This is a genomic window from Reyranella sp. GW821-FHT14A01, assembly GCF_058803965.1.
In genome coordinates, this window is record NZ_JBXAPM010000001.1 from 343,685 (window position 1) to 369,901 (window position 26,217).

Genomic DNA, 26,217 nt, shown 5'->3' on the forward strand with positions numbered 1-26,217 from the left:
TGGGTCAGGGTGGTCTCTGGCGGCGCGCTCCGCAACAGGGGCTGGCGGGGTTTCCAGGGCGGCCGGTTTGGTATAGGGGAGTATACTATGGCACATCTCCAGAAGAAGAAGGCGCAGCTGGTCGCGAGGGTTCGCCGGATCGCCGGGCAAATGGCGGCGATCGAGAAGGCGATCGAAGAGGAGGCGGATTGCTCCGCGGTCCTGCAGCAGGTCGCGGGCGCGCGCGGTGCGCTGAACGGCCTGATGGGCGAGCTGATCGAGGACCATGTGCGCGAGCATGTCGCGCGGCCCGGGCTCGACGCCGCAGCGCGCGCGGCCGGCGCCGAGGAGCTGATCGCCGTCGTCCGCCGTTATGCGAAGTGAGGTTGGCACCATGACCACAGTGCGGGATATCGAGGCGCTCTCCCACGACCACGTGTTCCTCGGCGAGCGACACGATCAAAATGCCCGGCGCACGCTGTGGGTCGTGGTGCTGACCGCCCTGATGATGGTGGGCGAGATCGCCGCCGGCATCGTCTTCAATTCGATGGCCCTGCTGGCCGACGGCTTCCACATGGCGACCCATGCCGGCGCGCTTGCCGTGGCCGCGGGCGCCTATGCCTTCGCCCGCCGGCATGCCGGCAACCGCCGCTTCACCTTCGGCACGGGCAAGGTCGGCGATCTGTCGGGCTTCGCCTCGGCGCTGGTCCTGGCGCTGGTCGCGCTGGGCATCGCCGTCGAATCGGTCGGGCGCCTGTTCGATCCGTCACCGGTGGCGTTCGGCGAGGCGACGCTCGTCGCCATCCTCGGCCTGGCCGTCAACGTGGCGAGCGTGTTCCTGCTGTCGGGCGGGCACGGTCAGGGACACCACCATGATCATGACCACGGGCACGATCACGCCCACCACGACAACAACCTGCGCTCGGCGTTCGCCCACGTGCTGGCCGATGCGCTGACCTCCGTCCTGGCGATCGCCGCGCTGGTGGCGGGCCGCTCCCTCGGCTGGGTCTGGCTCGATCCCGTGATGGGCATCGTCGGCGGGGTCGTGATCGCCGTCTGGGCGTGGCAACTGCTGCGCGATACATCGGCCGTGCTGCTCGACACCAGCGATCCGCATCTCGAGGCGGAAGTTCGCGAGCAGGTCGAGGGGCCGGGCGATGCGCGCATCACCGATCTCCACATCTGGCGGATCGGTCCCGGCGCCCACGCCGCGATCATCAGCGTCGCGGGCACCGTCGACGGCGAGACGATCCGCAGGCGCCTCGTACCGGTGCACGAGCTTGTGCATGTGACGATCGAAACCCGATGAGTCATGGTCGGGTCCGAAGAGTCGAAATCGATCGGGGATCTGGCAATGGACAGTGACAGCGAAACCGCCGCCATCAAGGGCGTGGCGTACATGGACGGGCGCTGGATGAAGCTGTCGGAAGCCGCGGTCCCCATTCTCGACCGCGGTTTCGTCCGCTCCGATGCGACCTACGATGTGGCGCATGTCTGGAAGGGTCGCTTCTTCCGGCTGATGGACCATGTCGAGCGCTTCCAGGCGTCGATGGCGGGTCTCCGGATGTCGCTGCCGCTGACGGGGCAGCAGATCGCCGACATCATGATCGAGTGTGCCAGCCGATCGGGCCTGCGCGATGCCTATGTCCAGGTGACTTGCACCCGCGGGTTGCCGCCCGCGGGCACGCGCGACCCGCGCCTGTGCCGCAACCGCCTGTACGCCTTCGCGCAGCCTTTCGTCTGGATTGCCGACGAAGCCAAGCGGCAGGATGGCCTGCGCATGATCCTGTCGCATACCCAGCGCATCCCGCCGGAATCGCTCGACCAGCGGATCAAGAACTTCCACTGGCTCGACCTGACGATGGGGATCTTCGAGGCCTATGACCGCGATGCGACCATCGCGCTGATGCCGGCCGCCGACGGCACGGTGACGGAAGGTCCGGGCTTCAACGTCTTCGTCGTCCGCAACGGCGCGCTCGCCACGCCGGCGCGCGGCCTGTTCGAGGGGATCACGCGCCGCACGGTGATCGAGATCGCCGAGACGCTCCAACTGCGCTGCGAGGTCCGGTCCGTGCAGGCGCGCGAGGTGGCCGAGGCGGAGGAGATCTTCATCAGCAGCACGGCCGGCGGCATCATGCCGGTCGCGAACTACGAAGGCCGTCCCGTCGGTGACGGCCGGCCCGGCCCGCTGACGCGGCGGATCGAGGAACTCTATTGGGCACGACACGAGGAGGCGGCGCTGTCCACGCCCGTGCCCTACGCCGATTGAGGCCTGACGATCAGTTCTTGCGGCCCGGCGGCGTGTCCGAGGGATCGCCGAAGGCGTTCATTTCCAGGAAGGCGATCAGCAGCTTGGCGCGCGCCGTGCTGTCGGCGGCTTCCAGCAGCGCCTGCTTCTCGGCAGGACCGAACGGCAGCACCATCGACAGCGAGGTGACCAGGTTGGCGTCGGCCGCCTTGTTCACCGCATCCCAGTCGGTCGAGAGCTGGCGGCCGCGAAAGAAGGCGGCCAGCGCCGCCATCAGCCGGTCGCGGTCGAGTTCGACGACGTCGTCGGCATGGTCGAGATCGGCGCGATAGGGCGAGAAGACAGACGAGACGCGACGGTAACCGCCCTGCGCCAGGTCGAGTTCGCGTACGATGTCGAAGCGGCAGACGCCGCTCAGCACCAGCATCAGCCGACCGTCCTCGGTCTCGTTGAAGTTGGTGATGCGGCCGGCGCAGCCGACCCGATGCACCTTGGGAGGGCCGTCCCCCGTCGGCATCCCGTCGCCGGCGAAACCGCCCGGCTGAACCGGCTGCACCATGCCGATCATGCGCGACCCGGCCAGCGCGTCGGAGATCATGGCGAGGTAGCGCGGCTCGAAGATGTTGAGCGGCAGCTTGCCGCCGGGCAGCAGCAGCACGCCCGACAGCGGGAAGATCGGCAGCGTCTCGGGGAGCTGCTCGAAGCTGGGCTCGAACGGATTGCGCCCGGGACTCTGCGACGAGGGCGCACGCTCATTCATGAGAGGGCGCTCATGAGAACAGGATCGTCGACAGGCGCTTGCGGCCGTCGACAGAGATCGGATCGGTGAAACCCAGCGCCTCGAAGAACTTCAGCAGTTGCTGGCGGGCGGCGGCCTCGTTCCAGTTGCGGTCCGCCTTGATCATGGCGAGCAGCTCGTCGACCGCTTCCTGCTTCTGGTTGTTGGCCCAATAGGCCATCGTGAGGTCGAGACGGGCCTGGAAATCCTTCGGATCGGCTTCGGCCTTGGCCTTGAGGTCGGCGACGGGGCCGGCATCCTTGGCCTTCTCGGCAAGGTCGATCGCGGCTTGGGCTGCCACGACATCGGCGCCGTTGCGTTCCTTCGCCGGAATCTGCTCGATCAGCTCCTTGGCTTGCTCAACGTCGCCGAGCGAGACTTGGTAGCGCGCGAGGCCCGCGAGGGCCACGACGTTGGTCGGCTCGACGCCCAGGATCTCGCTGTAGAGCTGCGCGGCGGTGTCCATGTCGTTCTGCGCCATGGCGGCCTTGGCCTGCTCCAGCAGCTCGGCGAGTTCCGCGGCGGCCGGATCGCCGGCACCGCCGGAGGCCTGGATCAGGCGGTCGACGAATTCCTTCAGCTGGCTCTCGGGGACGGCGCCCATGAAGCCGTCGACCGGGCGGCCGCCGAAGAAGGCATAGACCGCCGGGATCGACTGGATGCGCAGCTGCTGGGCCAGCATCTGGTTCTTGTCGATGTCGATCTTGACCAGCTTGACCGCGCCCTTGGCCTCCTTGACGACCTTCTCGATCATCGGCTGGAGCGTCTTGCACGGCCCGCACCACGGCGCCCAGAAATCGACGATGACAGGCACCGTGCGCGAGGCTTCGAGCACGTCCTTGGCGAACTTCGTCTGGTCGCTGTCCTTGATCAGGTCGGCGGGGGCAGCCTGCGGCGCGGCGCCCTGCAGCATCGTTTCCATAAATCCTCAACCGGAATGGGGTGGTTCGACTGCAATGTGGCGTCGCCCCCCCGTGGAAGCAACCCCGGGATTTCTCCCATTTTTAGGGTGCGCGGACCTGATGCTTCATCAGTTCGTCACCGAGCCGGCCGGTGAGGAAGAGGCCGCACATCCTGTAGTCGCTGATCAGCGACCAGACGGGCGCCTCGAAGGTGGCGGGCTTGTTCTTCTCGATGAAGAAGTGGCCGAACCAGGCCGGTCCGTAGCCGAAGACCGGGACGGCGAGCAGCCACCACCAGTTCTGGGTGGCGAGCGCCCAGACCAGGAAGGCGGCCGACGCGATGGTGCCGACATAGTGGACGGCGCGCGTCGACGGCTTCGCGTGCTCGCGCAGGTAGAAGGGCCAGAACTCGGCGTAGGTCCGGAAGCGGGAGGCCATCCGGAAAGCCTACCCCAAAGCGCCGGACTTTTTGAGGGCCTCGATCTCGGCCTCGCTGAACCCGGTTTCGCGCAGCACCTCGTCATTGTGCTGGCCGACTTCGGGTGGCGGGCCGGCGGTGCGCGGCGCCGCGAAGCCGAGGCGGATCGGCGTGTTCACGGTCCGCGGGATCGCCGGGTTGGTCGTGTCGGCGAAGATGCCGGCATGCTCGGCCTGCTCGTCGTCGATCACGTCGGCCAGCCGGCCGATCACGCCGAAGGGAATGCCAGTGCCGGACAGGGTTTTTTCCCAGTTGGCGTAGGTGCGGCCGGCGAAGACCGGCTCCAGGATGTCGTGCAGCTCCTGCGCATGCGCGCGCCGTTCCGGCCGGCCGGTGAAGCGCGGATCGGCCATCAGGTCGGGCCGCTCGATGATGCCGCAGAAGGTGGCCCACAGCCGGTCGTCGCGGACCATCAGGAGCTGCAGCCAGCGATCGTCCTGGGTGCGGTAGAGATTGGTCAGCGCATTGCGCGGTCTGTCGGGCGGCGGGCGCACCGGCAGTTGCGCACCGACCAGCGCGCCGGCCGCCGTGGTGCCGTTGGCCCAGACGCCGTTGGCATAGAGCGAGGTGCCGACCCAGCCGCCCTTGCCCGTCTGGTCGCGGCGACGTAGGCCCATCAGGATCGCGGCCACCAGGGTCATGGCGGTGGCGCGGTCGCCCTGCGCCGGCAGCGAGACGCCCGGCGGGCCGCCATCGTAACGCGCCGCATCGAGGATGCCGGAGCGGCCGAAATAGGCGGTGATGTCGAAGCCCGGCCGGTCGCGGTCGGGACCGGTCTCGCCGTAGCCCGTGAGCGAGCAGTAGACGAGGCGCGGGTTGATCGGCTCGATGTCCTCCCAGCGCAGTTTCAGCCGCTCGCGGGCCGGCGGCGGGAAGTTCACGATCATCACGTCGGCCCGCTTCACCAGCCGCTCGAGGATGGTGCGCGCGCCGTCGGTCTTGAGGTCGAGCGCCAGCGAGCGCTTGTGACGTCCGTCGAGCTGCCACGGGAAGTTCCGGTCGCTTTGCGGGTAGCTGGCGTTGCGAAAGCTGTTGCGGTGCGGGTCGCCGTCGACCGGCGGCTCGATCTTGATCACGTCGGCGCCATAGTCGCCCAGCGCCGCCGCGGCGGCGGGCGCGGCAATGAAGGAGCTGATGTCGAGGACGGTAAGGCCGGCGAGCGGCAGCGGTTCGTCCGGGCTCATCGCAGCGCACCGCTGGCCTTGAGGGCCGTGATCTCTTGCGCGCTGACGCCGGCCTCGCGCAGCACCTCCTCGCCATGCTCGCCCAGTGCCGGCGCGGCATGCGCTATGCGCTGGCTGGCGAAGCTGAGGCGAATTGGATCGGCCAGGGTGCGCGGCATGTCGGGGATCGCCGTCTCGACCACGGCGCCGCAGGCCACCGCCTGCTCATCGTCCGGCACGTCCTGCGGGCGGCTGATGACGCCGAAGGTGACGCTGTGCGTCGCCAGCGCCTCGCGCCAGTGTTCGTAGGGCTTGGTGGCGAAGGTGTCGCTCAGGATGCCGGCGAGTTCGCCGGCGCGGGATCGACGCTCGGGTTCGGTGGCGAAGCGCGGATCGTCGATCAGGGCTTCCAGCCCCATCGCCCGGCAAAGCGGTGCCCACAATTTGTCGGCGCGCACGATGGTGAGCTGCAGCCAGCGGTCGTCGGCGGTGCGGTAGATGTTGCCCAGCGCCGAGCGCGGCCGGTCGGGCGGCGGCCGGTGCGGCAGGAAGGCGCCGACCAGCGCTGCCTGGGCGATCACGCCGCACGACCACAATCCGTTGCCCAGCAGCGACGTGCCGACCCAGGAGCCCTCGCCGGTCCTGGTGCGATTCATGAGGCCCATCAGGATCGCGGACACCAGCGCCATTGCCGTGGCGCGGTCGCCCTGCGCCGGTCCGGGCACGCCCGGCGGCCCGCCGTCATAGCGCTGCGCGTCGAGCAACCCTGAGCGGGCGAAGTAGGCGGTGGCGTCGAAGCCCGGCCGGTCGCGATCGGGACCGGTCTCGCCGTAGCCTGTCAGCGAGGCGTAGATTAGCTTCGGATTGACCTTCTTCACGTCCTCGTAGGCGAGCTTGAGCTTGTCGCGCACCGGCGGCGGGAAGTTGCAGATCAGGATGTCGGAGACCGCGATCAGCCGGTCGAGGGCCGCGCGGGCGTCGGCCTGCTTGAGGTCGAGCACGATGGAGCGCTTGTTCCGCGAATCCATCTGCCACGGGTAGTTGACCTCGCTTTTCGGATAGTTCGACGAATCGTGCATGATCCGGCGGTTGGGATCGCCGTCCGGTCCTTCGACCTTGATCACGTCGGCGCCCCAGTCGCCCAGCACGACGGCCGCGGCCGGTGCGGCGATGAATGAGCTGATGTCCAATACGCGCAATCCCGCCAGTGGCAGGGCAGTCTCGGTCATGGAATTTCCCTTTCGCGGCCGATATGGGCGCGGGGCTCTGGTCTCCGTCAACACCGCTCGCTAGCCTCGTTTCGGCACGCGGTGTGCTTGGCGGAATTCCAGTGTGGGGACCTCAACGTGGCAAAGAAGCGTAAGCCCAATTTCCTGGTCGTCCTGATCGACGACCTGCGGTTCGACGAGCTGGGGATCTGCGGCCATCCCTACATGAAGACGCCGCATATCGACCGCATCGGCCATGAAGGCGCGATGTTCACCTCGGCGTTCCATACGACGCCGCTCTGCTCGCCCAACCGCGCCTCGATCCTGACCGGCCAGTATGCGAGCCGGCACGGCATCATCGACAATGTCGCGCGCGATTCCCACAGCCACCGCCTGCCGAACTACCATGTCATCCTGCAACGGCTGGGCTACGAGACCGCCCATATCGGCAAGTGGCACATGGGCAATTCCGGCGGTCCGCGGCCGGGCTACGACAAGTGGGTGAGCTTCCCCGGCCACGGCTCGATCATCGATCCGGTGCTGAACATCGACGGCGACGAGAAGAAGTACGAAGGCTACATCACCGATCTCCTGAACGGGCACGCGGTCGATTTCCTGAAACAGAAGCGCGACAAGCCCTTCGCACTTTTCTTCGCCCACAAGGCCGTGCATCCCGACGCCTTCCAGGCGGCCGACGGCACGATCGACTTCACCGACGGCGGCTACCGGCCCGCGCCGCGCCATGCCGACCTCTACAAAGGCGAACACTTCCCGCGCCGGCCCAATGCGCTTCCGGCGGCCGATGTGGTGAAGGACAAGCCGGCCTGGACCGAAGCCCATGCGCTGCGGGTCAACGAGGCCTCGCGCAAGGTGCTGGACGGCATCCTGGCCGGCACCGACGAGGAGATCCGCCTGCGCGCCGCCATGATGGCCTCGGTCGACGAGGGCATGGGCGACATCTTCAAGGTGCTCGAGGAGAACGGCGAACTCGACAACACCTTCATCCTGTTCCTGGGCGACAACGGCTACTTCTTCGGCGAGCACGGGCTCGGCCCGGAGCGGCGCTTCGCCTACGAGGAAGGCATCAAGTCGCCGTTCCTGATCCGCTACCCCGCCTGGTTCAAGCCGGGCACCGTGAACGACGAGCTGGTCCTCGCGCTCGACATCGCGCCTACGTTGGTCGATCTCGCCGGCGGCAAGGCCGCGGACTTCAAGACGATGCAGGGGGCATCGCTCAAGCCGCTGGCGAAAGGGGCAAAACCCAAGGGTTGGCGCACCTCTTTCATGTGCGAATACTTCAGCGAGAACGCCATGCCGTGGCTGGTGGGCATGAGCTACAAGGCGATCCGTACCAGGCGTCACAAGTACATCCACTGGACGCAGAAATCGCTCGACGGCGTCGCGTGCGACGAACTCTACGACCTCAAGAGCGATCCCTACGAAATGAAAAACCTGATCGGCAAGCGATCGGAGAAGGGGTTGGTCGCGCGCTTGCGCAAGCAGCTCGCTTCCTTGGTCGCGAGATCCGTCGGCCTCTAGGAGATGGTGCCATGGTCCTGACGAAGAGAACCCTTCTGGCGGGCGCATTGGCCGCCACTGCCCTCTCGACGAGGACCATGGCGCAAGCCTGGCCGGCCAAGCCGATCCGCATGATCGTGCCGCTGGCGCCCGGCGCCACCGCCGACATCATCGCGCGGATCTATGCCGACGAGCTCGGCAAGGCACTCGGCCAGAACATCGTGGTCGACAACAAGACGGGCGCCGGCGGCACCATCGCCACCGCCGAGGCGGCGCGCGCGGCGCCCGACGGCTACACGATGATCCTGGTCTCGCAGGGCACCGTGGTGTTCAACATCGGGCTCTATCCGAAGCCCGGCTACGATCCGGTGAAGGACTTCGACTCGGTGGCGGTCGCCGGCTCGGTCTCCAACATCCTGGTCGTGCATCCCGACAATCCGGCGAAGACCGTGGCCGACGTGATCGCGCAGGCCAAGGCGAAGCCCGGCGAGCTGACCTATTCGTCCGGCGGCACCGGCACCAGCCATCACATGTCGGCCCTGCTGTTCGAGCGCGACGTGGGCGTGAAGATGCAGCACGTGCCCTATCGCACGACGCCTGCCGGCATCATGGGCGTCGCCAATGGCGAGGTCGCGATGGGCTTCTACAACACGCCGACCGTCATCGGTCAGATCAAGGGCGGCAAGCTGAAGGCGATCGCCATCACCAGCGAACAGCGCTCCGACCTGCTGCCCGAGGTCCCGACCATGGTCGAGCAGGGCATGAAGGGCTACGTGTTCAACACCTGGATGGGCTTCGCCGTGCCGAAGGGCGCGCCGGCGCCGGTCGTCGAGAAGCTGAACGCGGAGTTCATCCGCATCGCGCGGCTGCCGTCGGTGCGCGAGAAGATGGCGGGCCAGGGCATCGACCTGATGCCGCCCGAACCGCCCGCCGCCGTCGACAGACTGGTGCGGGACGAGCTGGCGCTCTGGGTGCCGATCATCAAGGCATCGGGCGCGACGGCGGAGTAGCAGGGCTTCCGGCCCTATCCTTGCCAAAGCGGGACCTTGCGCGTATCTCCCCCTGTCCTTCAAACAGGGGTGCGCGCACGCTAGGCGCATATAGTCATGGGCTACAGAGTTGCCGTCGTCGGCGCGACCGGGAATGTCGGTCGCGAAATGTTGCAGATCCTGGCCGAGAGGAACTTCCCGGCCGATGATGTCGTGGCACTTGCGTCGGCCCGCTCGGTCGGCCTGCAGACCTCTTTCGGCGACAAATCGGTCCTGAAGGTCCAGGACCTCGCCAAGTTCGACTTCAAGGGCATCGACATCGTCCTGAGCTCGCCCGGCGCCAAGGTGTCGGCCGAGCACAGCCCGCGCGCCGCCAAGGCCGGCGCGGTCGTGATCGACAACACCTCCTACTGGCGCATGGACCCGGACGTGCCGTTGGTCGTGCCCGAGGTCAATCCGCAGGCGATCGCCGGCTACAAGGGCCGCGGCATCATCGCCAACCCGAACTGCTCGACCATCCAGATGGTCGTGGCGCTGAAGCCGATCCACGAGGCGGCCGGCATCAAGCGCGTCGTCGTGTCGACCTATCAGTCGACGTCGGGCGCCGGCAAGGAAGCGATGGACGAGCTGGTCAGCCAGACCAAGAGCTTCTTCGTCAACCAGACGCTCGACCCGGTGAAGTTCACCAAGAACATCGCCTTCAACGTCATTCCCCAGATCGACGTCTTCATGGATGACGGCTCGACCAAGGAAGAATGGAAGATGGTGGTCGAGACCAAAAAGATCCTCGACCCCAAGATCAAGGTCCACGCGACCTGCGTGCGCGTGCCGACCTTCGTCGGCCATGCCGAATCGATCAATCTCGAACTCGAGCGGCCGCTCGACGATGACGAGGCGCGGCGCATCCTCGCGGCGGCCCCCGGCGTGCTGGTGGTCGACCAGCGCGAGCCCGGCGGCTACGTGACGCCCAAGGAAGTCACCGGCCAGGACGGCGTGTTCGTGAGCCGCATCCGCTCCGATCCCACGGTCGACAACGGCCTGGCGATGTGGGTCGTCAGCGACAATCTCCGCAAGGGCGCGGCGCTGAACGCGATCCAGATCGCCGAGGAGCTGATCAAGGGCTACATCTAGCGGCGTCACCTTCGGGTGCGCGACGAATCGAATGGCGTGGGCCTTCTGGTCCGCGCCATTTTCGTTTGAGGGCGGATGCTTGTAAGGGCCCGCTGAGGTAAACTGCAAGCGTGAACGACACGCCCCACATCCATCCGACGAAGCCGGAATCCGCGGCGGCCAATGCGCCCACGCCGTTGTTCGGCGGCATGGCCGACAGCTTCGTGCAGCAGCTGCGCCTGGCGTCGCAGGCCCATCGTGCCGGCCGCCTCGACGAGGCGATCACCTCCTATCTGCGGCTGCTCGCCGTTCGCCCCGATCATGCCGAGCTGCACAACAATCTCGGCGTCGCGCTGCGCCTCGCCGGCAAGCTCGAAGCCTCGGTGTCGCATCATCGCCTGTCGCTGGCGGCCGATCCGGAGAATCCGGCACTCCATTCCAATCTCGGCAATGCGCTGCGCGCCGTGAATCGCCTCGATGAGGCGGTGAAGCATCACTACCGGTCGATCGCGCTCAGCCGCGACTATGCCGAGGGCTTCTTCAATCTGGCGCTCTGCCTGCGCGATCTCGGCCGCCTCGACGAAGCCATCGGCTGCTTCGGCCGGGCGCTGACCATCCATCCCGACAACCGGCGCGCCCGCGTCGAGTTCGCGATCGCGCTGCTGATGCGCGGCGAGCTCGAAGCCGGCTTCGAGTCCTACGAGATCCGCAAGCGCCTGCCCGAGACGCCGACGCCCGACTTCGCGCAAGCCCCCTGGGATGGCGGACCGCTGCAGGGAAAGCGCATCCTGCTCTATCCCGAACAGGGGCTGAGCGACGGGCTGCTGTTCGTGCGCTTCGCCCGCGAGCTGAAGCGGCGCGGCGCCACCGTGATCGTGCTCTGCCAGGCGCTGCTGAAGGACCTGCTGCGCGCGGTCGATTACATCGACGAGGTCGTGGCCGAGGGCGAGCCGGTGCCTGCGTTCGACGTCCATGCCTCCCTGGTGTCGCTGCCGCATCTCTGTCGTGCCGACTTTGCGGCCCTTTCGCTCGAGCCGCCTTATCTCCGTGCGCCGGAGGAGAGCCGCATCAAGCTCGGCCGGCTGGAGCAGGCGAAACTGCGCATCGGCATCTATTGGGCCGCGATGCCGGGCCAGGCACAGGATCGCCAGCGGTCGGTGTCCTTTTCCCATTTCCTCGCGCTCTCGGGCGATCCCGAGCTGCTGTTCTTCAGCCTGCAGGGCGGTGTCCATCAGAAGGACATCCAGATCTTCGGCGCCGGCGGGCTGGTGCACGATGTCGGCCGCGGCATCTTCGATTTCGCCGAGGCCGCGACCGCGCTCTCGCAGCTCGACCTGCTCATCTCGATCGACGCCCCGGTGGCGCACCTCGCCGCGGCGATGGGCGTGAAGACCTGGGTCCTGCTGCCCTCGACCGCCGACTGGCGCTGGCAGCTCGGCGGCACCGACGCACCTTGGTATCCGTCGGCGCGGATTTTCCAGCAGGCCGTTCCCGGCAACTGGACCGACGTCTTCGCCGCCGTTCAGCGCGAACTCGACGTGGTGAAGAAGGCGACTCCGGTCTAAGCGCCTCAACGGAGCGCGCAACTCCAGTTGCGCTCATATCTTTGCCGATCGCCGAGGCTTGAGCGCAACTGGAGTTGCGCGCTCCATTGATAGTCTATCGCGTCAAACTTAGCCGCTGCAGGGAAGCGGCGTCGTCGACATCGTCGAGCGTGTCGGCCAATGCCGTCGTGACGTGGTGCGGGATACCGGCCAGCGTGTCGGCGAGTGCCGTCGGTGTCGACCAGCACACATCGGCGAAGAGGGAACGCGGCAGCGGGCGCGAGCGCCGGGCACCGAACAGCCAGAAGCCGCCATCGCGCGCCGGGCCGAAGACGAGATCGTGTTGGCCCAGCAGCGCGAAGGCGCGCGCGATGTGATGAGCGCGCATCGCCGGAATGTCGCTGCCGACAAGGACCACCGGTCCTGGCGGCAAGGTCTCGAAGGGGAGCTTCATGCGGCGGCCGAGATCGCCGTGTCGCTGCGGCTTTCGTCGCGAGACGGGCGCGAGATGCCAGGCGGGATGGCGGCGTGCGGTGTCGGGCGTCACGAACAGCCAGACCGTCCAGCGCGGATCGCGCACCATGCGCCTTATCTGTTCGTCGAGAATCCGGCGATAGAAACGAAAGGCTTCCATCGCGCCGATCTCCATCCCGAGACGGCGCTTCACGCGGCCAGCCTGCGGCGCGCGGGCGAAGATGACGAGATGGCGCTTCATCATCCGTAGAGGCGTCGCAGGGTTTGCGGCGGGACGCCGGCGAAATAGAGCGCGAGGCAGGTCAGGTTGCGCAAGGGCCGCAGCAGCCAGCCGTCCCTTTGATAGCGCGCTGCCGAGGTGCGTGCCTCGGCGTCGAGGAGAGCCAGATTGCCCCGGCCGATACGGCGCACGAGGTCGACGTCTTCCATCAATGGCAGCGGCCGGAAGCCACCAAGGCGTTCGTAATGCGCGCGGGAGATCAGCAGGCCCTGATCGCCATAGGGAAGGCCGAAGGTGCGGGCGCGCCAGGCCGCGAGCCGCTCGACCCTTCGGGCGCCGGACTCGTCGGCATCGAGGCGCAGGCGGAAATAGCCGGCCTTGTCGACGGCCGACGTGACGAAGCGCGCGATCATGTTGCCCGCTCCGAAGCTGAGCCTCGTATCGGCGTGCAGGAACAGAATCCAGGGAGCGCTCCCGGCTGCCGCTCCCGTTGCGAGCTGGCCACCACGGCCCGCTGGCGCCGTCACGACGGCCGCGCCGGCGTGCCATGCGATCGCGACCGTGTCGTCGCACGAGCCGCCGTCACAGATCGTGGTCGAGACAGCGAAATCGGGATGGCTGGGAAGCGCCGCCAGGGTGCGGGCGAGTGTCGGGCCTGCATTCAACGTCGGAATGACGATGTCGATTGCCGTCGTCACGCGCTGCAGGCGGCCCCGCCCAGGACGCAGAACTTGGCGCAATGCGGATGGTTGAGACGCACCTCGCCGACACTTTCCGCGAGGGTCTCGCCCAGTTCGAACTGCGGATCGTAGGGCAACAGGGTGCAGGCGACGACCGCGGGCCGCGGCGCGCCCTTGCGCTTCACCACCATGCGGGCCGAGGCGCACATCACGCTGTCCGGCGACTTCTTCAGGATGCCCCAGCAGGACGTCGTGATCTCGGGCACATCGACGGTCGGATCCATCTCGGGAAACAGGATCAGGGTCGCCGGATCGCGCGCATCGATCGGCACGCCCAGTTGAGCGAACAATCGCGCATAGCCGGCCCGGACCTCGTCGTCGGTCTCGTTGGAGAAGTGACGACCGGCCACATGCACCTCGAAGCCCGCCTGGGCCAGCCAGACCAGCCCGTCGATCGTGGGCTTCCAGCTTCGCGCGCCGCGCTCTTCCTCGTGCAGCGTCTTTTCGTAGTGGTCGACCGAGACGCGGATCGCGAGGTTGCCGCCGCCGTGGCGCGCCAGCAGGTCGAGCAGCGCCGGCTTCATCTTGTGCATCGGCTTCATGGCGTTGGTCAGCACCATGGCCTTCAGGCCGCGCGACAGCACGTCGTCCAGCATCGCCGGCAGGTCGGGATTCATGAACGGCTCACCGCCGGTGAAGCCGATCAGCTTGGTCTCGTGGCCGTCGCGCTCGATCTCGTCGAGATAGGCTGCGACCTCGGCGGCGGTGAGATAGACGAGCCGGTCGTTGCGCGGCGAGGATTCGATGTAGCAGTTGCGGCAGGTGAGATTGCACAGGGTGCCGGTATTGAACCACAGCGTCTCGAGCGCCTTCAGCCCGACATGCGCGCGCGTTTCGCCCTTGGCGGTGATCCAGGCATCCTTGAATTTCGCGGGATCGAGCAGAACGGGCAGCATCTATGAATCCTGCGCAGGCATGGGTGGCGGAGGCTAGCATAATTCGTGCTACGGAACCGGCAACGGATGCCGGGTTCCAGCCGGTAACTCGATCACATGTGTGCGTCTCGACCGTTCGATGAAGCTTCGTTACGGTCCACCAACTTTCAAGGGGAATTGAATGCTCGACGACAAGGCGCTTGCCACCATCTTCCGCGAGGCCCGCACGCACAATGGCTGGCTGGACAAGCCGGTGACCGACGAAAAACTTCACGAGATCTACGATCTCATGAAGTGGGGACCGACCTCGGCCAATTGCCAGCCGGCGCGAATCATCTTCGTGCGCACCAAGGAGGGCAAGGAGAAGCTCCGGCCGGCGCTGAGCGCGGGCAACACCGAGAAGACGATGACCGCGCCGGTGACGGCGATCCTGGCCTACGATCCGGAATTCTTCGAGCACCTGCCGCGGATGTTCCCGCACGACCAGACGGCCATCCACTGGTTCAAGGGCAAGCCGGCGGCCGAGCCGACCGCGTTCCGCAACGGCACCCTGCAGGGCGCCTACCTGATCATCGCGGCGCGCGCGCTGGGCCTCGACTGCGGCGCCATGAGCGGCTTCGACAATGCCAAGGTCGACGCGGCCTTCTTCCCCGACGGCAAGTTCAAGACGAACTTCCTGTGCAACATCGGCTACGGCGATCACGCGAAGCTGTTCAACCGCAGCCCGCGTTTCGAATTCGACGAGGTCTGCAAGATCGTCTGAGCTAGATCGCCTGAGCTAAAGCCCGACGAAGGCGCCGATTTTCTTCCAGGGCAGCGGCAGCAGCGAGATCAGGGCAACCAGCCCGAAGCCCAGGATGACGGCACCGGAGCCGCGGTTCAGCCACAGCAGGCCGGTGCCGGTGAAGCGCGCGCGCAACGACATCGACGCGGCGCAGATGATGGTCCACCAGGCGAGCGCGCCGCAGAACACGGCGGCGACCAGCAGCGCGGCATCGGGCAGGCTGGCGCCGACGCCGGCCAGGTTGCGGCCGGCGAAGGCCGCGCCGAAGGCCATCACGGTGAGCGGATTGAACACCGTGATGAAGAAGCTCGAACTGGCATAGTGGAAATGCGTCGAGAACTGGTGTTCGCGGTCGTCGGCAACGGGATCGCCGACATTGCGCGGCCGGTGGCGCATCGTCGACCAGCCCATGATCACCAGGACGAGGCCGCCGATGCCCAGCAGCCAGGCCTCGCGCTCGATCACGAACTGCTGCACGAACGACAGGCCGAAGGCGGCGACGGCGCCGAACACCGCGTCGCCCAGCGCGGCGCCGATGCCGGTCATGTAACCCGCCATGGCGCCGACGGTGATCGCGCGCCGCATGCAGAGCACGGCCGCCGGCCCGACCGGCACGGCGATGAGAAAGCCGATCGCCGCGCCCTCGATGGCGAGCGTGATGGGATTGAAGACGAACCCCGGCACGGACATCGGGCTACAGTCTCTCGGCCCTGAAGAGGCGCGGTGGCGCGACCAGCCGGTCCTGAGCCGCCACGAGCTGCAGCTCGCGCTCGCCCATCGCCTCGGTGGCTTCGAGGACCGCGAAGATCGACGAGGCGGCCTTGCCGAGCGCGTCGGCGACATCGTCGCCGGCGATCCAGTGCGCCGTAAAGAGGGCGGCGACGGCGTCGCCGGTGCCGTTCGGGGCGATGGGAAAGCCGATCATGGGTGTTGCAACGCGCCAGGCTGCCTCGCGTGACACGGCGACCATCTCGATCGTATCGGGCGGCGCATCGGCGCGGCGCAGGCTGGTGATCAGCGCGAGCCGTGGTCCGTTAAGCAACGTGCGCGCGGCCGCCAGCGCCTCGTCCATGGTTGCGACCGTGCGGCCGGTCAGGTGTTCGAGCTCGAAATGGTTGGGCGTCACCAGGTCGGCTGCGGGAATCGCGCGGTCGCGGAAGAAGGCATCGATGCCCGGTCTGACGTAGATGCCGGTGTCGATGTCGCCCAGCACCGGATCGCAGCACCAGATGGCGCGCGGGTTGGCCAACCGCACACGGCGTGCGGTGTCGAGGACGACATCGGCCAGGGCGGCGTCGCCGACATAGCCGGTCAGCAAGCCATCGCAACGCGAGAGCTGGCCCAGCGATTCGATGCCCTGCACGATCTCGCCAACCTGTTCGGCCGAGGCCGCGCGACCGCGCCAGGCGCCATAGCCCGTGTGGTTCGAAAACTCGACCGTGTTCACCGCCCAGACTTCGTGGCCCAATCGTTGCAGCGGAAAGGTCGCCGCACGATTGCCGACATAGCCGTAGGCGACATGGCTCTGGAGGGACAGGAAGCGCATGGCCGGCGCCACCTTGCCACAAGGAGGACCGGCATTATAGTCCGCCGCGTTTTCCGGGGAGGCTCTGAGATGTCGATGTCCGTCCGTCCGCGCCGCAGCGTTCTCTACATGCCGGGTGCCAACACGCGTGCCCTCGAAAAAGCACGCACCCTGCCGGCCGATGCGCTGATCTTCGATCTCGAAGACGCCGTGGCGCCCGATGCCAAGGAGGCGGCGCGTGCCAATGTCGTCGCCGCGGCGCAGAGCAAGGGCTACGGCAAGCGCGAGATCGCGATCCGCTGCAACGGGCTCGCCACGCCGTGGGGCGCGGCCGACATCACCGCGATCGCCAGGTCGGGCGCCGATGCGGTGGTGGTGCCGAAGGTCGAGAGCGCGGCCGAGGTGGCGAGCGTCGTCAACCTGCTCGACGCGGCCGGTGCGCCCTCGTCGATGGCGGTGTGGGCCATGATGGAAACGCCCAAGGGCATCCTGCGCGCCGAGGAAGTGGCGGGATCGCATCCGCGGCTCACTTTGTTCATCATCGGCACCAACGATCTGGTGAAGGACATGCGCGCGCGCCACACGCCGATGCGCCTGCCGATGGTGACGGCACTGGGGCTCGGCATGCTCGCCGCCCGTGCCCACGGCCTCACCATCCTCGACGGCGTCTACAACGACATCAAGGACGAGGAAGGCTTCCGCGCCGTCTGCCAGCAGGGGCTGGAGATGGGCTTCGACGGCAAGACGCTGATCCATCCCAGCCAGGTCGAGCCGTGCAACGAAATCTTTGCCCCGTCGGCCTCGGAGCTGGAGATGGCGGCGAAGATCGTGGCTGCCTTCAAGGCCGCACAGGCCGAAGGCAAGGGCGTCGTCACGGTCGATGGCCGCATGATCGAGAACCTGCATGTCGAGCAGGCCGAGCGCGGCCTGGCGCTGGCCACGGCGATCAAGGAACTGCAGGCCGCGACATGAGCGACAAGAGCAAGACCAGCAACGGCAACTTCTTCGAGGATTTCCGCGTCGGGCAGGAATTCCGCCACGCCACGCCGCGGACGCTCACCGAGGCCGATGCGGCGCTGAACATCGCGCTCTACGGCTCGCGCTTCGCGATCAACTCGTCCGACGTGTTCGCGCAGGCGATCGGCCTGCCGCGCGCGCCGCTCGACGACCTGCTGGTCTTCCATGTCGTCATCGGCAAGACGGTGCCCGACATCTCGCTGAATGCCGTCGCCAATCTCGGCTATGCCGAGTTCCGCTGGGGCGTGCCGGTGTATCCCGGCGACACGCTGTCGGCCCATTCGACGGTGCTGGGGCTGCGCGAGAATTCCAACAAGGCGAGCGGCGTCGTCTGGGTGCGCTCGACCGGCGTCAACCAGAGCGGGGAGACGGTGCTCGACTATGTGCGCTGGGTGATGGTGCACAAGCGCGATCCCAACGCTGCCGTGGCGGGGCCGGTCGTGCCGAAGACCGCACCGTCGGTGAAGCCGGAGGATCTCATCGTGCCCGAGGGCCTGTCGCTCGCCGGCTACGACGATGGCGCAGCCGGCTCGTCCTATCGCTGGGAGGACTATGCGCCGGGCGAGCGCATCGACCATGTGAGCGGCATCACGCTCGAGGACTCCGACCATATGTTCTCGACGCGGCTCTACCAGAACACCGCGAGGGTTCACTTCGACGCCTTTGCCGGCAAGGACACGCGCTTCGGCCGCCGCCTCGCCTATGGCGGCCATGTGATCTCGCTGATGCGGGCGCTGTCGTTCAACGGGCTGGCCAACGGCTTCCGGGTCGCCGCCTTCAACGCCGGCAGCCATGTCGCGCCGACCTTCGGCAGCGACACGATCTATGCCTGGTCCGAAGTGCTGGAGGCGGCACCGCTGCCGGGCCGTTCGGATGTCGGTGCGTTGCGAATGAGAAGCATTGCGGCAAAGGATTGCCCGTGCGGCTCCTGGCCGGGCAAGGGAGCGGACGGAAAGTACCACCCCGCCGTCGTGCTCGATCTCGACTACTGGCTGCTCATGCCGAGGCGCATTGCCTAGAAATGGCGCTCGGCAGGCGGATTTTCGCTTGCAAATCCGGGGCTTAACACGCGTGCAACGCCGACATTCGTTGACTTGAAGCAGTTGCGCGCTACAAACAGCGCCAGCCGCTATCGGCAATTGAGGTCTTCACGGATGAGCGTCGCCAACCGGCCGGTGCATCGGCCGCTTTCTCCGCATCTGCAGGTCTATCGCCCGCAGCTCACCTCCATCCTTTCGATATTGCATCGCGCGACGGGCATCGCCCTGTCGGTCGGCGTGCTCTATCTCGCGACCTGGGTCGTCTGCGCCTCGGGCAGCTACGACACCTACGCGAAGTTCCAGGCGTTCAACACGTCGATCGTCGGCCGCTTCGTGCTCGGCGGCTGGCTGTTCTGCATGTTCTTCCACCTGTTCAACGGCATCCGGCATCTCTTCTGGGATGCGGGCTACGGCTTCGAGATCAAGGACGCCTACCGCAGCGGCTGGATCGTGGTGGCGGCTTCCCTCGTGGCGACGGCGATCTCGTGGATCGTCGGCCTGCGGCTGATCTGAGGAGCGACCCATGAACAGCGACCTCAGAAGTCCCCTGAACCGCGCCCGCGGCCTCGGCTCGGCCAAGAGCGGCGTGCATCATTTCTGGGTGCAGCGCCTGACGGCGGTCGCCCTGATCCCGCTGGTCGTCTGGTTCGCGATCTCGCTGGTGACGCTGAGCGGCGCCGATTACGGCATGGCGCGCTCCTGGCTCAGCTCGCCGGTCGTGATGGTGCTGCTGATCCTGACGATCGTCATCGGCCTGCATCACGCCCAGCTCGGCATCCAGGTGGTGATCGAGGACTATGTGCACAATGACGGCGTCAAGCTGGCGCTGATCGTGGCGGTGAAGTTCATCGCCGTGTTCTTCGGACTGGCTGCGATCGTGGCCAGCATGCGTATCGGATTCGGAGGCTAAGTCATGGCCGAGGCGAGCAGCGGCAAGCCCGTCGCAGGGACGGTCAACATCGGCAACACCGCCTACAAGGTGGTCGATCACGAATATGACGTGGTCATCGTCGGCGCCGGCGGTGCCGGCCTGCGGGCGACCTTCGGCATGGCCAACAAGGGCTTCAAGACGGCCTGCATCACCAAGGTGTTCCCGACCCGCAGCCATACCGTGGCGGCGCAGGGCGGCATCTCGGCGGCGCTGGGCAACATGGGCCCGGACGACTGGCGCTGGCACATGTACGACACGGTCAAGGGCTCCGACTGGCTCGGCGACCAGGACGCGATCGAATATATGTGCCGCGACGGCATCGGCGCGATCATCGAGCTGGAGCATTACGGCGTGCCGTTCAGCCGCACGCCCGAGGGCAAGATCTACCAGCGCCCGTTCGGCGGCATGACGACGGAATACGGCAAGGGCATCGCCCAGCGTACCTGCGCCGCCGCCGACCGGACCGGCCACGCGATCCTGCATACGCTCTACCAGCAGTCGCTGCGGAACCACGCCGAGTTCTTCATCGAGTATTTCGCGCTCGACCTGATCATGGACGAAGGCGTCTGCCGTGGCGTCATGGCCTGGAACCTCGACGACGGCACGATCCATCGCTTCCGCGCCCACAAGGTGGTGCTGGCGACCGGCGGTTACGGCCGCGTCTACCAGACGGCGACCTCGGCCCACACCTGCACCGGTGACGGCGGCGCCATGGCGTTGCGCGCCGGCCTGCCGCTGCAGGACCTCGAGTTCGTGCAGTTCCATCCGACCGGCGTCTACGGCGCGGGCTGCCTCATCACCGAGGGCGTGCGCGGCGAGGGCGGCTACGTCACCAATTCCAGCGGCGAGCGCTTCATGGAGCGCTATGCCCCGTCGGCCAAGGACCTCGCCTCGCGCGACGTCGTCAGCCGCTCGATGACCGTCGAGATCCGCGAAGGCCGCGGCTGCGGCCCGAACAAGGATTACATCGAGCTGCACGTCGAGCATCTCGACCCGAAGATCATCCACGAGCGCCTGCCGGGCATCGCCGAGACCGCGCGCATCTTCGCCGGCGTCGACGTCACCCGCCAGCCGATCCCGATCCTGCCGACCTGCCACTACAATATGGGCGGCATCCCGGCGAACTATCACTGCGAAGTCATGACGGTGAAGGACGGCGATCCCAACACCGTCGTCCCCGGCCTGATGGCGCTGGGCGAGGCCGCCTCGATCGGCGTCCACGGCGCCAATCGCCTAGGCTCCAACTCGCTGCTCGAGCTGGTCGTGTTCGGCCGCTCCGCCGCCAACCGCGTCGCCGAGCAGATGACGCCGGGCCAGCCGCACAAGGACATGCCGCGCGCCGGCGAGGAGGCGATCGCCCGCCTCGACAAGGCCCGCCATGCCAATGGCGGTACGCCGACGGCGCAGCTCCGCGCCATGATGCAGAAGACCATGCAGAACGACTGCGCGGTGTTCCGCACCACCAAGACCCTCGAGGAGGGTTGCGTGAACATGGACAAGGTGTTCGCCGGCAAGGGCGACATCAAGGTCAAGGACCGCTCGATGATCTGGAACTCCGATCTCATGGAGACGCTGGAGTTCGAGAACCTGATCCTCCAGGCGCAGGGCACGATCCGCTCGGCCGCGAACCGCAAGGAAAGCCGCGGCGCGCATGCGCAGGAGGATTTCCCGAACCGCGACGACAAGGAATGGCTGAAGCACACGGTCGTCTGGGTCGACGAGCTGACCGGCAAGACCAGGATCGACTACCGCCCGGTCAACCTGCAGCCGATGAGCAACGACGTCCAGTCGTTCCCTCCCAAGGCCCGCGTGTACTGAGTTCGAGAGGACGACATGGCCGAGTTCACTCTTCCCGCCAATTCCAAGGTCGGCGTTGGCGAGACCTACAAGGCTCCCTCGGGCGCCAAGAACATCAAGAAGTTCAAGGTCTATCGCTGGACGCCGGAAGACGGGAAGAATCCGTCGGTCGACACCTATGAAGTCGACATGGACACCTGCGGGCCGATGGTTCTCGACGCGCTGATCAAGATCAAGAACGAGATGGACAGCTCGCTGACCTTCCGGCGCTCCTGCCGCGAGGGCGTGTGCGGCTCGTGCGCGATGAACATCGACGGCACCAATACGCTGGCCTGCACCAAGTTCATCGACGAGGTGAAGGGCGACATCAAGATCTACCCGCTGCCGCACATGCCGGTGGTGCGCGACCTGGTGCCCGACCTCAACGTGCCCTACGCCCAGCTCACCTCGATCGAGCCGTGGCTGAAGTCCTCCACCCAGCCGCCGACGCGCGAGCGCCTGCAGTCGCCGGAGGAGCGCGCCAAGCTCGACGGCCTGTGGGAGTGCATCCTGTGCTTCTGCTGCTCGACCTCGTGCCCGAGCTACTGGTGGAACGGCGAGCGCTACCTCGGGCCCGCCATCCTGCTGCAGGCCTATCGCTGGATCGCCGACAGCCGCGACGAAGCCAAGGGCGAGCGCCTCGACAATCTCGAGGACCCGTTCCGGCTCTATCGCTGCCACACGATCATGAACTGCACCAAGACCTGCCCCAAGCACCTGAACCCGGCCAAGGCGATCGCCGAGATCAAGAAGCTGATGGTCGAACGCACGATCTAACGTCGCATCGAGGGCGCGTCCGCGCGCCGTCCTGCTCTGTAACGAAGTGGACGCCCCGGCCCGCCGGGGCGTCCACTTTTTTTGTCGTCCTGTGCCAGGAAATCGCGAGCCGTCTTTCCGGGTTCGGCTGCAAATGTCGTTTTCTGCGTCGAGAAGTTGGACATCCGGTCGAGCCGGAAAACCCGGAACCCTTTGCGCAGCTCGCACCACGCGGCAAGGAGCCAGACCGGTCCGTAGAACGCCATGATCAAGGGCCGCACCACGCGCTTGGATGAACGTCCATCGAGATCTTGGTAGGTGAATTCGATCTTGCGTTGGTCGCGAATCGCATGGCGCAGAGCCGTCTGGTCGATCGTGATGGTTTCGCGCGCGTGATCGGCTGGCGCCCACAAGCGTACGAGTTCGAGTTGACGGCGCAGTGCCTCGGGGGAGACAGCGGCGACCTTGTCCATGGCACTCTCGGCCGAGGCAGCCAGTTCCGGGTCGGCCCATGACTGGACGATTCGCATGCCCAGCAGCAGGGCCTCGATCTCGTTCTCGTTGAACATGAGGGGCGGCAGATCGAAGCCCGGCCGCAGGACGTATCCGACGCCCGCCTCGCCGTCGATCGGCACGCCTCGGGAAACCATGTCGCTGATGTCGCGATAGATCGTGCGTTCGGAAACTTCCAGCCGGGCGGCCAGATCGGCGGCGCGTGTCGTCTTCTTCCGGCGCAGGATCTGGATGATCTCGAAAAGACGGTCGGCGCGGCGCATTCTCGCATCGTAGCCTCCTGACGATCTCCTGACACCACGCTGGCAGGAGGATGATCGTACAGTTCGCCCGAGAGACTGAATGACGACAGGAGTCGACCGATGCCCGCTGACCTTGCGACACGCGATCTGTTCGACCGCTGGGAGCGTGTCTGGCACGAAGGTCGGTACGACCTGGTTCCAGCGTGTGTCGCGCCGTCCTACATTCGACACGACGAATCCGGGACTCGGACGGTTACGCCGGCCGAGTACGCGGCGGAGCTTCAGGCAGCTCATCAGGCCAGACCGAACACACGCATCGTCGTCTACGACCACGAATTGACGGAAGATCGGGCCTGGTACCGGTTCAGTATCGTGTGGAGTGACGCCGGCACCGGCGAGAAACGCTCGCGTGCGGGCCTGCAGTCCTATCGTGTCGAGGGAGGCAAGCTGGCCGAAACGTGGATCGCCTTTCTCCCTCTCGATTCGGCCTGGTCAGACGCCGCCGGGCTGGAGCACTGGACCAGCCTGCCGCTCGGCAAATAGCGTCGGATCGAGGGCCATCACGGGCCCGTCTTTTGCTATGCTGGAGCCACCGGGGACAGACTGGGGACTTCAGCAATGTCATTCAAATCCATCACCATAGCGGCCGCGCTCGCCGGCGCGGCAGCGTTTGCTACAGGTCCGGCTTCGGCCGGCCAGACCTTCGACGCGGTCAAGGCCAAGGGCTTCGTCCAGTGCGCGGTGAACACCGGCCTGGCGGGCTTTTCCTTCGCCGACAGCCAGGGCAAGTGGACCGGCCTCGACGTCGATCTCTGCAAGGCCATCGCCGCGGCGATGTTCGGTGACGCCGAGAAGGTGAAATTCACGCCGACCACCGCCCAGCAGCGCTTCGTCGCCCTGCAGTCGGGCGAGGTCGACGTCATTACCCGCAACGCGACCCAGACGCTGCTGCGCGACACGTCGCTGGGCTTCAACATCGCCGGCGTCAACTTCTACGACGGCCAGGGCTTCATCGTGCCGGCCAAGAGCAACATCAAGAGCGCCAAGAATCTGGATGGCGCCACGGTCTGCGTGCAGCCGGGTACCACGACCGAACTCAACCTCGCGGACTATTTCCGCAAGCACAAGATGACCTTCAAGCCGGTGCTGATCGAGAAGCTCGACGAGCTGCTGCAGGCCTATGCCGCCGGCCGCTGCGACACCTACACGACCGACGCCTCGGGCCTCGCCGCGGTGCGCGCCGGCCAGCTCGCCGGCAAGGGCGAGCATGTCATCCTGCCCGAGCGCATCTCCAAGGAGCCTCTGGGACCGATCGTGCGCCATGGCGACGACCAGTGGTTCGATCTCGTGAAGTGGACCCTGATGGGCATGATCGAGGCCGAGGAGATGGGAATCACGTCGAAGAACATCGACGAGATGATGAAGAGCGACGATCCCTCGGTGAAGCGCTTCCTCGGCGTCACGCCGGGCTTTGGCAAGGCGGTCGGCGTCGACGAGAAGTGGATGTACAACGTCATCAAGCAGGTCGGTAACTACGGCGAGAGCTACGACCGCCATGTCGGTCCGGCGACCGCGCTCAAGCTCGAGCGCGGCCAGAACGCGCTGTGGACCAACGGCGGCCTGCTGTACGCGATCCCGTTCCGTTGAGAATCAAACTCTTCCCCTTTGCGGAGTCCGCAAAGGGGAAGTGCCCTCGTCTTACGAGGGCGATGGGGTCAGAGCGTCAGATCGAACCGCATCTTCTTGATGCGGCCGGTCGAAACCTCGATCGCGACGATCTTGCCGGTGCGGTCGCGCACGAGATGGGCGAGCTGGGTGGCCTTGATCCAGCTGCCCGGCGATTCCAGTTCCACCGTGTCGGCGTCGAGGCCGCGCACGATCCAGGGCGCGCCGCCCGAGATCAGCGGGCCGCCAACCTCGGCCTGCCACGTCTCGCCGTCGCGCGAGATTCGCCACACGGCGGCGCAGTCTGACGAGACGTAGGTGCCGGCGAGCGCGGCCGGCACGGCGGCGCGCTTGCCCATCTTGTTGAACGTGAGCACGCGGCCGGCGCCGAGATCGACCCGCAGCGTTCCCTTGGGGCCGGGCTTCAGGGCGAACTCGTAGGAGCCGCGCTCGGCGCCGAACCATCCGCCGGCGCGGCGGCCCAGCGCGAAGGGCAGGCCGTTCTGCGTCACGATCGCCTCGCCGTTGCGCCACGCCAGGTCGAACAGCGAGGGCTCCTCGGCGTTGAACCAGGTCCCGGCCAGCGGCTTGATCTCGGCCTGCGCGATCGGGGCCAGGGCGGGCTTTATCTTCTTGTTGCCTTCCAGCGCCAGCGCGGCGATGGCCCGCGCCCGCCGCCACGGATCGATGCTGCCCAGGTTGGCGATGACCACCACCGTGAGGCCGGCCTTGGGTACGCGCAGGAACTCGGTGCGGAAACCCGGCCACAGGCCGCCATGGCCGACCGTCTGCAGGCCGCGCAGTTCCTCGACGGCGACGCCGCGGCGGTAGTTGTTCGCCTTGCCGCCCGTGAGGCTGGCAATGGCGGTGAGCTGCGCGGGGATGGTCTGGCCCAGAGTCGGCTTGTCGAAGTGCCGGCTCCAGATCAGCAAATCCTCGACCGTCGAGGTGAGGCCGCCTTCGCCGCCCTGCGGATAGGCGTGCGCGGCGCGGCGGAAGCCCTGCTCGCGGTCGCCGAGATAGCCGGTGGCGAGGTTCGGGATCACAGCATCGATCTCGGCGACCAGCGAGGTCTGCGCCATGCCGAGCGGCTTGAAGATGCGTTCGGCCAGCACCTCGCCCAGCTTCTTCTTCGCCAGCTTCTCGACGATCAGGCCGAGCAGCAGGAAGTTGGTGTTGCTGTAGAGGAAGCGGCTGCCCGGCGCGAAGTTGAGATGGCGGTTGCGCGTGCAGGCATCGAACAGGTCCTCTGGCCGCGCCGGCTTGTCGAGCCCGTGGCCGCCCAGGCGCAGCAGCTCGAGGAAGTCCGGCAAGCCGCTCGAATTGCGCATCATCTGGTCGATGGTCACCGGCAGCGGCGGCAGCTCGGGCAGGTATTTGTGCGGCGGATCGGAGAGCTTGAGCTTGCCCTCGGCCGCGAGCATCAGCGCCGCCGTCACCGTGAACTGCTTGCTCACCGAGGCGATGCGGAAGCGCGTGTCGGGACGGATCGGCACGCCGAGCTCGATGCTCGCCAGGCCGAAGCCTTTGCAGAACTCGACCTCGCCGTCGCGCATCACGCCGACGATGGCGCCCGGCGAACCGGGCTTGGTGTAGGGGGCAAACAACGCGTTGACGCGGCGCTCGAAGACGGTGGATTCGATGGCTTTCGACATGCAGGCCAGTCAATCGAAGCGGCTCGC

28 protein-coding genes are annotated in these 26,217 nt (G+C 66.8%); 16 read left to right on the forward strand and 12 right to left on the reverse strand.

What is annotated here, in order from left to right:
* Positions 1-87: 87 nt before the first annotated feature.
* The 3 genes from AC1ROX_RS01630 to AC1ROX_RS01640 are packed head-to-tail and all read left to right on the forward strand — an operon-like array spanning position 88 to position 2,248.
* Positions 88-363, forward strand: coding sequence for a metal/formaldehyde-sensitive transcriptional repressor (locus AC1ROX_RS01630; protein WP_493121741.1), 276 nt, complete (start codon positions 88-90; stop codon positions 361-363).
* Between the two features lie 10 nt (positions 364-373).
* Complete coding sequence (gene dmeF, locus AC1ROX_RS01635; RefSeq protein ID WP_493121742.1) at positions 374-1,288, forward strand: CDF family Co(II)/Ni(II) efflux transporter DmeF; 915 nt, start codon at positions 374-376, stop codon at positions 1,286-1,288.
* A gap of 45 nt (positions 1,289-1,333) precedes the next feature.
* Complete coding sequence (locus AC1ROX_RS01640) at positions 1,334-2,248, forward strand: aminotransferase class IV (RefSeq protein ID WP_493121744.1); 915 nt, start codon at positions 1,334-1,336, stop codon at positions 2,246-2,248.
* Positions 2,249-2,258: 10 nt separating this feature from the next.
* On the opposite strand, the gene AC1ROX_RS01645 is transcribed toward AC1ROX_RS01640, so the two are convergent.
* From AC1ROX_RS01645 to AC1ROX_RS01665, 5 genes are all read right to left on the reverse strand, one after another.
* Entirely contained in the window at positions 2,259-2,987 is a 729-nt protein-coding gene (locus tag AC1ROX_RS01645) for an LON peptidase substrate-binding domain-containing protein (protein WP_493121746.1), read from the reverse strand.
* A 10-nt stretch (positions 2,988-2,997) separates the two neighbouring features.
* Complete coding sequence (gene trxA, locus AC1ROX_RS01650) at positions 2,998-3,927, reverse strand: thioredoxin (protein ID WP_493121747.1); 930 nt, start codon at positions 3,925-3,927, stop codon at positions 2,998-3,000.
* Positions 3,928-4,009: 82 nt separating this feature from the next.
* Positions 4,010-4,345: an Mpo1-like protein gene (locus AC1ROX_RS01655; RefSeq protein WP_493121749.1), complete on the reverse strand. Its 336-nt coding sequence runs from the start codon at positions 4,343-4,345 to the stop codon at positions 4,010-4,012.
* A 9-nt stretch (positions 4,346-4,354) separates the two neighbouring features.
* A complete protein-coding gene (locus AC1ROX_RS01660) occupies positions 4,355-5,569 on the reverse strand; it encodes a CaiB/BaiF CoA transferase family protein (RefSeq protein ID WP_493121751.1) in 1,215 nt (404 codons plus the stop codon).
* Positions 5,566-6,777: a CaiB/BaiF CoA transferase family protein gene (locus AC1ROX_RS01665; RefSeq protein WP_493121753.1), complete on the reverse strand. Its 1,212-nt coding sequence runs from the start codon at positions 6,775-6,777 to the stop codon at positions 5,566-5,568. Before AC1ROX_RS01665 ends, AC1ROX_RS01660 begins: the two co-directional genes overlap by 4 nt.
* A 117-nt stretch (positions 6,778-6,894) precedes the next feature.
* On the opposite strand from AC1ROX_RS01665, the gene AC1ROX_RS01670 reads away from it, so the two are divergent.
* The 4 genes from AC1ROX_RS01670 to AC1ROX_RS01685 all read left to right on the forward strand — a co-directional run bounded on the left by AC1ROX_RS01670 (position 6,895) and on the right by AC1ROX_RS01685 (position 11,938).
* Positions 6,895-8,295 (forward strand): sulfatase-like hydrolase/transferase, encoded by a 1,401-nt coding sequence (locus AC1ROX_RS01670; protein ID WP_493121754.1) that lies wholly within the window; start codon positions 6,895-6,897, stop codon positions 8,293-8,295.
* Between the two features lie 11 nt (positions 8,296-8,306).
* Entirely contained in the window at positions 8,307-9,284 is a 978-nt protein-coding gene (locus AC1ROX_RS01675; protein ID WP_493121756.1) for a Bug family tripartite tricarboxylate transporter substrate binding protein, read from the forward strand.
* A gap of 96 nt (positions 9,285-9,380) precedes the next feature.
* On the forward strand, positions 9,381-10,394 hold the full coding sequence (locus tag AC1ROX_RS01680; protein WP_493121758.1) for an aspartate-semialdehyde dehydrogenase: 1,014 nt from the start codon (positions 9,381-9,383) through the stop codon (positions 10,392-10,394).
* 110 nt (positions 10,395-10,504) lie between these two features.
* On the forward strand, positions 10,505-11,938 hold the full coding sequence (locus AC1ROX_RS01685) for a tetratricopeptide repeat protein (protein WP_493121759.1): 1,434 nt from the start codon (positions 10,505-10,507) through the stop codon (positions 11,936-11,938).
* 94 nt (positions 11,939-12,032) lie between these two features.
* Here the strand turns inward: AC1ROX_RS01685 and AC1ROX_RS01690 are convergent, their stop codons facing one another.
* Genes AC1ROX_RS01690 through AC1ROX_RS01700 form a run of 3 tightly spaced genes read right to left on the reverse strand, consistent with a single transcriptional unit; the run spans position 12,033 to position 14,247 of the window.
* A complete protein-coding gene (locus AC1ROX_RS01690) occupies positions 12,033-12,635 on the reverse strand; it encodes a TIGR04282 family arsenosugar biosynthesis glycosyltransferase (RefSeq protein WP_493121761.1) in 603 nt (200 codons plus the stop codon).
* Positions 12,632-13,309 carry a TIGR04283 family arsenosugar biosynthesis glycosyltransferase gene (locus tag AC1ROX_RS01695; RefSeq protein ID WP_493121763.1) on the reverse strand — a complete coding sequence of 226 codons (678 nt, stop codon included), beginning with the start codon at positions 13,307-13,309 and terminating at the stop codon, positions 12,632-12,634. The genes AC1ROX_RS01690 and AC1ROX_RS01695 overlap by 4 nt, the downstream gene beginning before the upstream one ends.
* The gene (locus AC1ROX_RS01700; protein ID WP_493121765.1) at positions 13,306-14,247 is read right to left on the reverse strand and encodes a radical SAM protein; all 942 of its coding nucleotides are present in this window, start codon (positions 14,245-14,247) and stop codon (positions 13,306-13,308) included. The genes AC1ROX_RS01695 and AC1ROX_RS01700 overlap by 4 nt, the downstream gene beginning before the upstream one ends.
* Before the next feature lie 160 nt (positions 14,248-14,407).
* On the opposite strand from AC1ROX_RS01700, the gene AC1ROX_RS01705 reads away from it, so the two are divergent.
* Entirely contained in the window at positions 14,408-14,989 is a 582-nt protein-coding gene (locus AC1ROX_RS01705) for a malonic semialdehyde reductase (protein ID WP_493121767.1), read from the forward strand.
* 15 nt (positions 14,990-15,004) lie between these two features.
* Here the strand turns inward: AC1ROX_RS01705 and AC1ROX_RS01710 are convergent, their stop codons facing one another.
* Together AC1ROX_RS01710 and pdxY are read right to left on the reverse strand one after the other, a co-directional pair.
* Entirely contained in the window at positions 15,005-15,700 is a 696-nt protein-coding gene (locus tag AC1ROX_RS01710) for a LysE family translocator (protein WP_493121769.1), read from the reverse strand.
* 4 nt (positions 15,701-15,704) lie between these two features.
* The gene (gene pdxY / locus AC1ROX_RS01715; RefSeq protein ID WP_493121771.1) at positions 15,705-16,556 is read right to left on the reverse strand and encodes a pyridoxal kinase PdxY; all 852 of its coding nucleotides are present in this window, start codon (positions 16,554-16,556) and stop codon (positions 15,705-15,707) included.
* 69 nt (positions 16,557-16,625) lie between these two features.
* Between pdxY and AC1ROX_RS01720 the strand changes: the two genes are divergently transcribed.
* From AC1ROX_RS01720 to AC1ROX_RS01745, 6 genes are all read left to right on the forward strand, one after another.
* Positions 16,626-17,507 (forward strand): HpcH/HpaI aldolase/citrate lyase family protein, encoded by an 882-nt coding sequence (locus AC1ROX_RS01720; RefSeq protein WP_493121773.1) that lies wholly within the window; start codon positions 16,626-16,628, stop codon positions 17,505-17,507.
* On the forward strand, positions 17,504-18,571 hold the full coding sequence (locus AC1ROX_RS01725) for a MaoC family dehydratase (protein WP_493121775.1): 1,068 nt from the start codon (positions 17,504-17,506) through the stop codon (positions 18,569-18,571). Before AC1ROX_RS01720 ends, AC1ROX_RS01725 begins: the two co-directional genes overlap by 4 nt.
* 135 nt (positions 18,572-18,706) lie before the next feature.
* On the forward strand, positions 18,707-19,105 hold the full coding sequence (sdhC, locus tag AC1ROX_RS01730) for a succinate dehydrogenase, cytochrome b556 subunit (protein ID WP_493121777.1): 399 nt from the start codon (positions 18,707-18,709) through the stop codon (positions 19,103-19,105).
* Between the two features lie 10 nt (positions 19,106-19,115).
* Positions 19,116-19,502 carry a succinate dehydrogenase, hydrophobic membrane anchor protein gene (gene sdhD, locus AC1ROX_RS01735; RefSeq protein WP_493121779.1) on the forward strand — a complete coding sequence of 129 codons (387 nt, stop codon included), beginning with the start codon at positions 19,116-19,118 and terminating at the stop codon, positions 19,500-19,502.
* Positions 19,503-19,505: 3 nt separating this feature from the next.
* Positions 19,506-21,341, forward strand: a complete 1,836-nt coding sequence (gene sdhA, locus AC1ROX_RS01740) for a succinate dehydrogenase flavoprotein subunit (RefSeq protein WP_493121780.1) — start codon at positions 19,506-19,508, stop codon at positions 21,339-21,341.
* A 15-nt stretch (positions 21,342-21,356) separates the two neighbouring features.
* Positions 21,357-22,136: a succinate dehydrogenase iron-sulfur subunit gene (locus AC1ROX_RS01745; protein WP_493121782.1), complete on the forward strand. Its 780-nt coding sequence runs from the start codon at positions 21,357-21,359 to the stop codon at positions 22,134-22,136.
* Here AC1ROX_RS01745 and AC1ROX_RS01750 read toward each other — a convergent pair.
* Positions 22,133-22,891: a helix-turn-helix transcriptional regulator gene (locus AC1ROX_RS01750; RefSeq protein WP_493121784.1), complete on the reverse strand. Its 759-nt coding sequence runs from the start codon at positions 22,889-22,891 to the stop codon at positions 22,133-22,135. The two genes, AC1ROX_RS01745 and AC1ROX_RS01750, sit on opposite strands and share 4 nt — an antisense overlap.
* 99 nt (positions 22,892-22,990) lie before the next feature.
* Between AC1ROX_RS01750 and AC1ROX_RS01755 the strand changes: the two genes are divergently transcribed.
* Entirely contained in the window at positions 22,991-23,413 is a 423-nt protein-coding gene (locus AC1ROX_RS01755) for an ester cyclase (protein WP_493121786.1), read from the forward strand.
* A 75-nt stretch (positions 23,414-23,488) separates the two neighbouring features.
* Positions 23,489-24,517: an amino acid ABC transporter substrate-binding protein gene (locus AC1ROX_RS01760; protein ID WP_493121788.1), complete on the forward strand. Its 1,029-nt coding sequence runs from the start codon at positions 23,489-23,491 to the stop codon at positions 24,515-24,517.
* A gap of 68 nt (positions 24,518-24,585) precedes the next feature.
* On the opposite strand, the gene AC1ROX_RS01765 is transcribed toward AC1ROX_RS01760, so the two are convergent.
* On the reverse strand, positions 24,586-26,190 hold the full coding sequence (locus tag AC1ROX_RS01765; RefSeq protein ID WP_493121790.1) for a serine hydrolase domain-containing protein: 1,605 nt from the start codon (positions 26,188-26,190) through the stop codon (positions 24,586-24,588).
* Positions 26,191-26,217 lie beyond the last annotated feature (27 nt).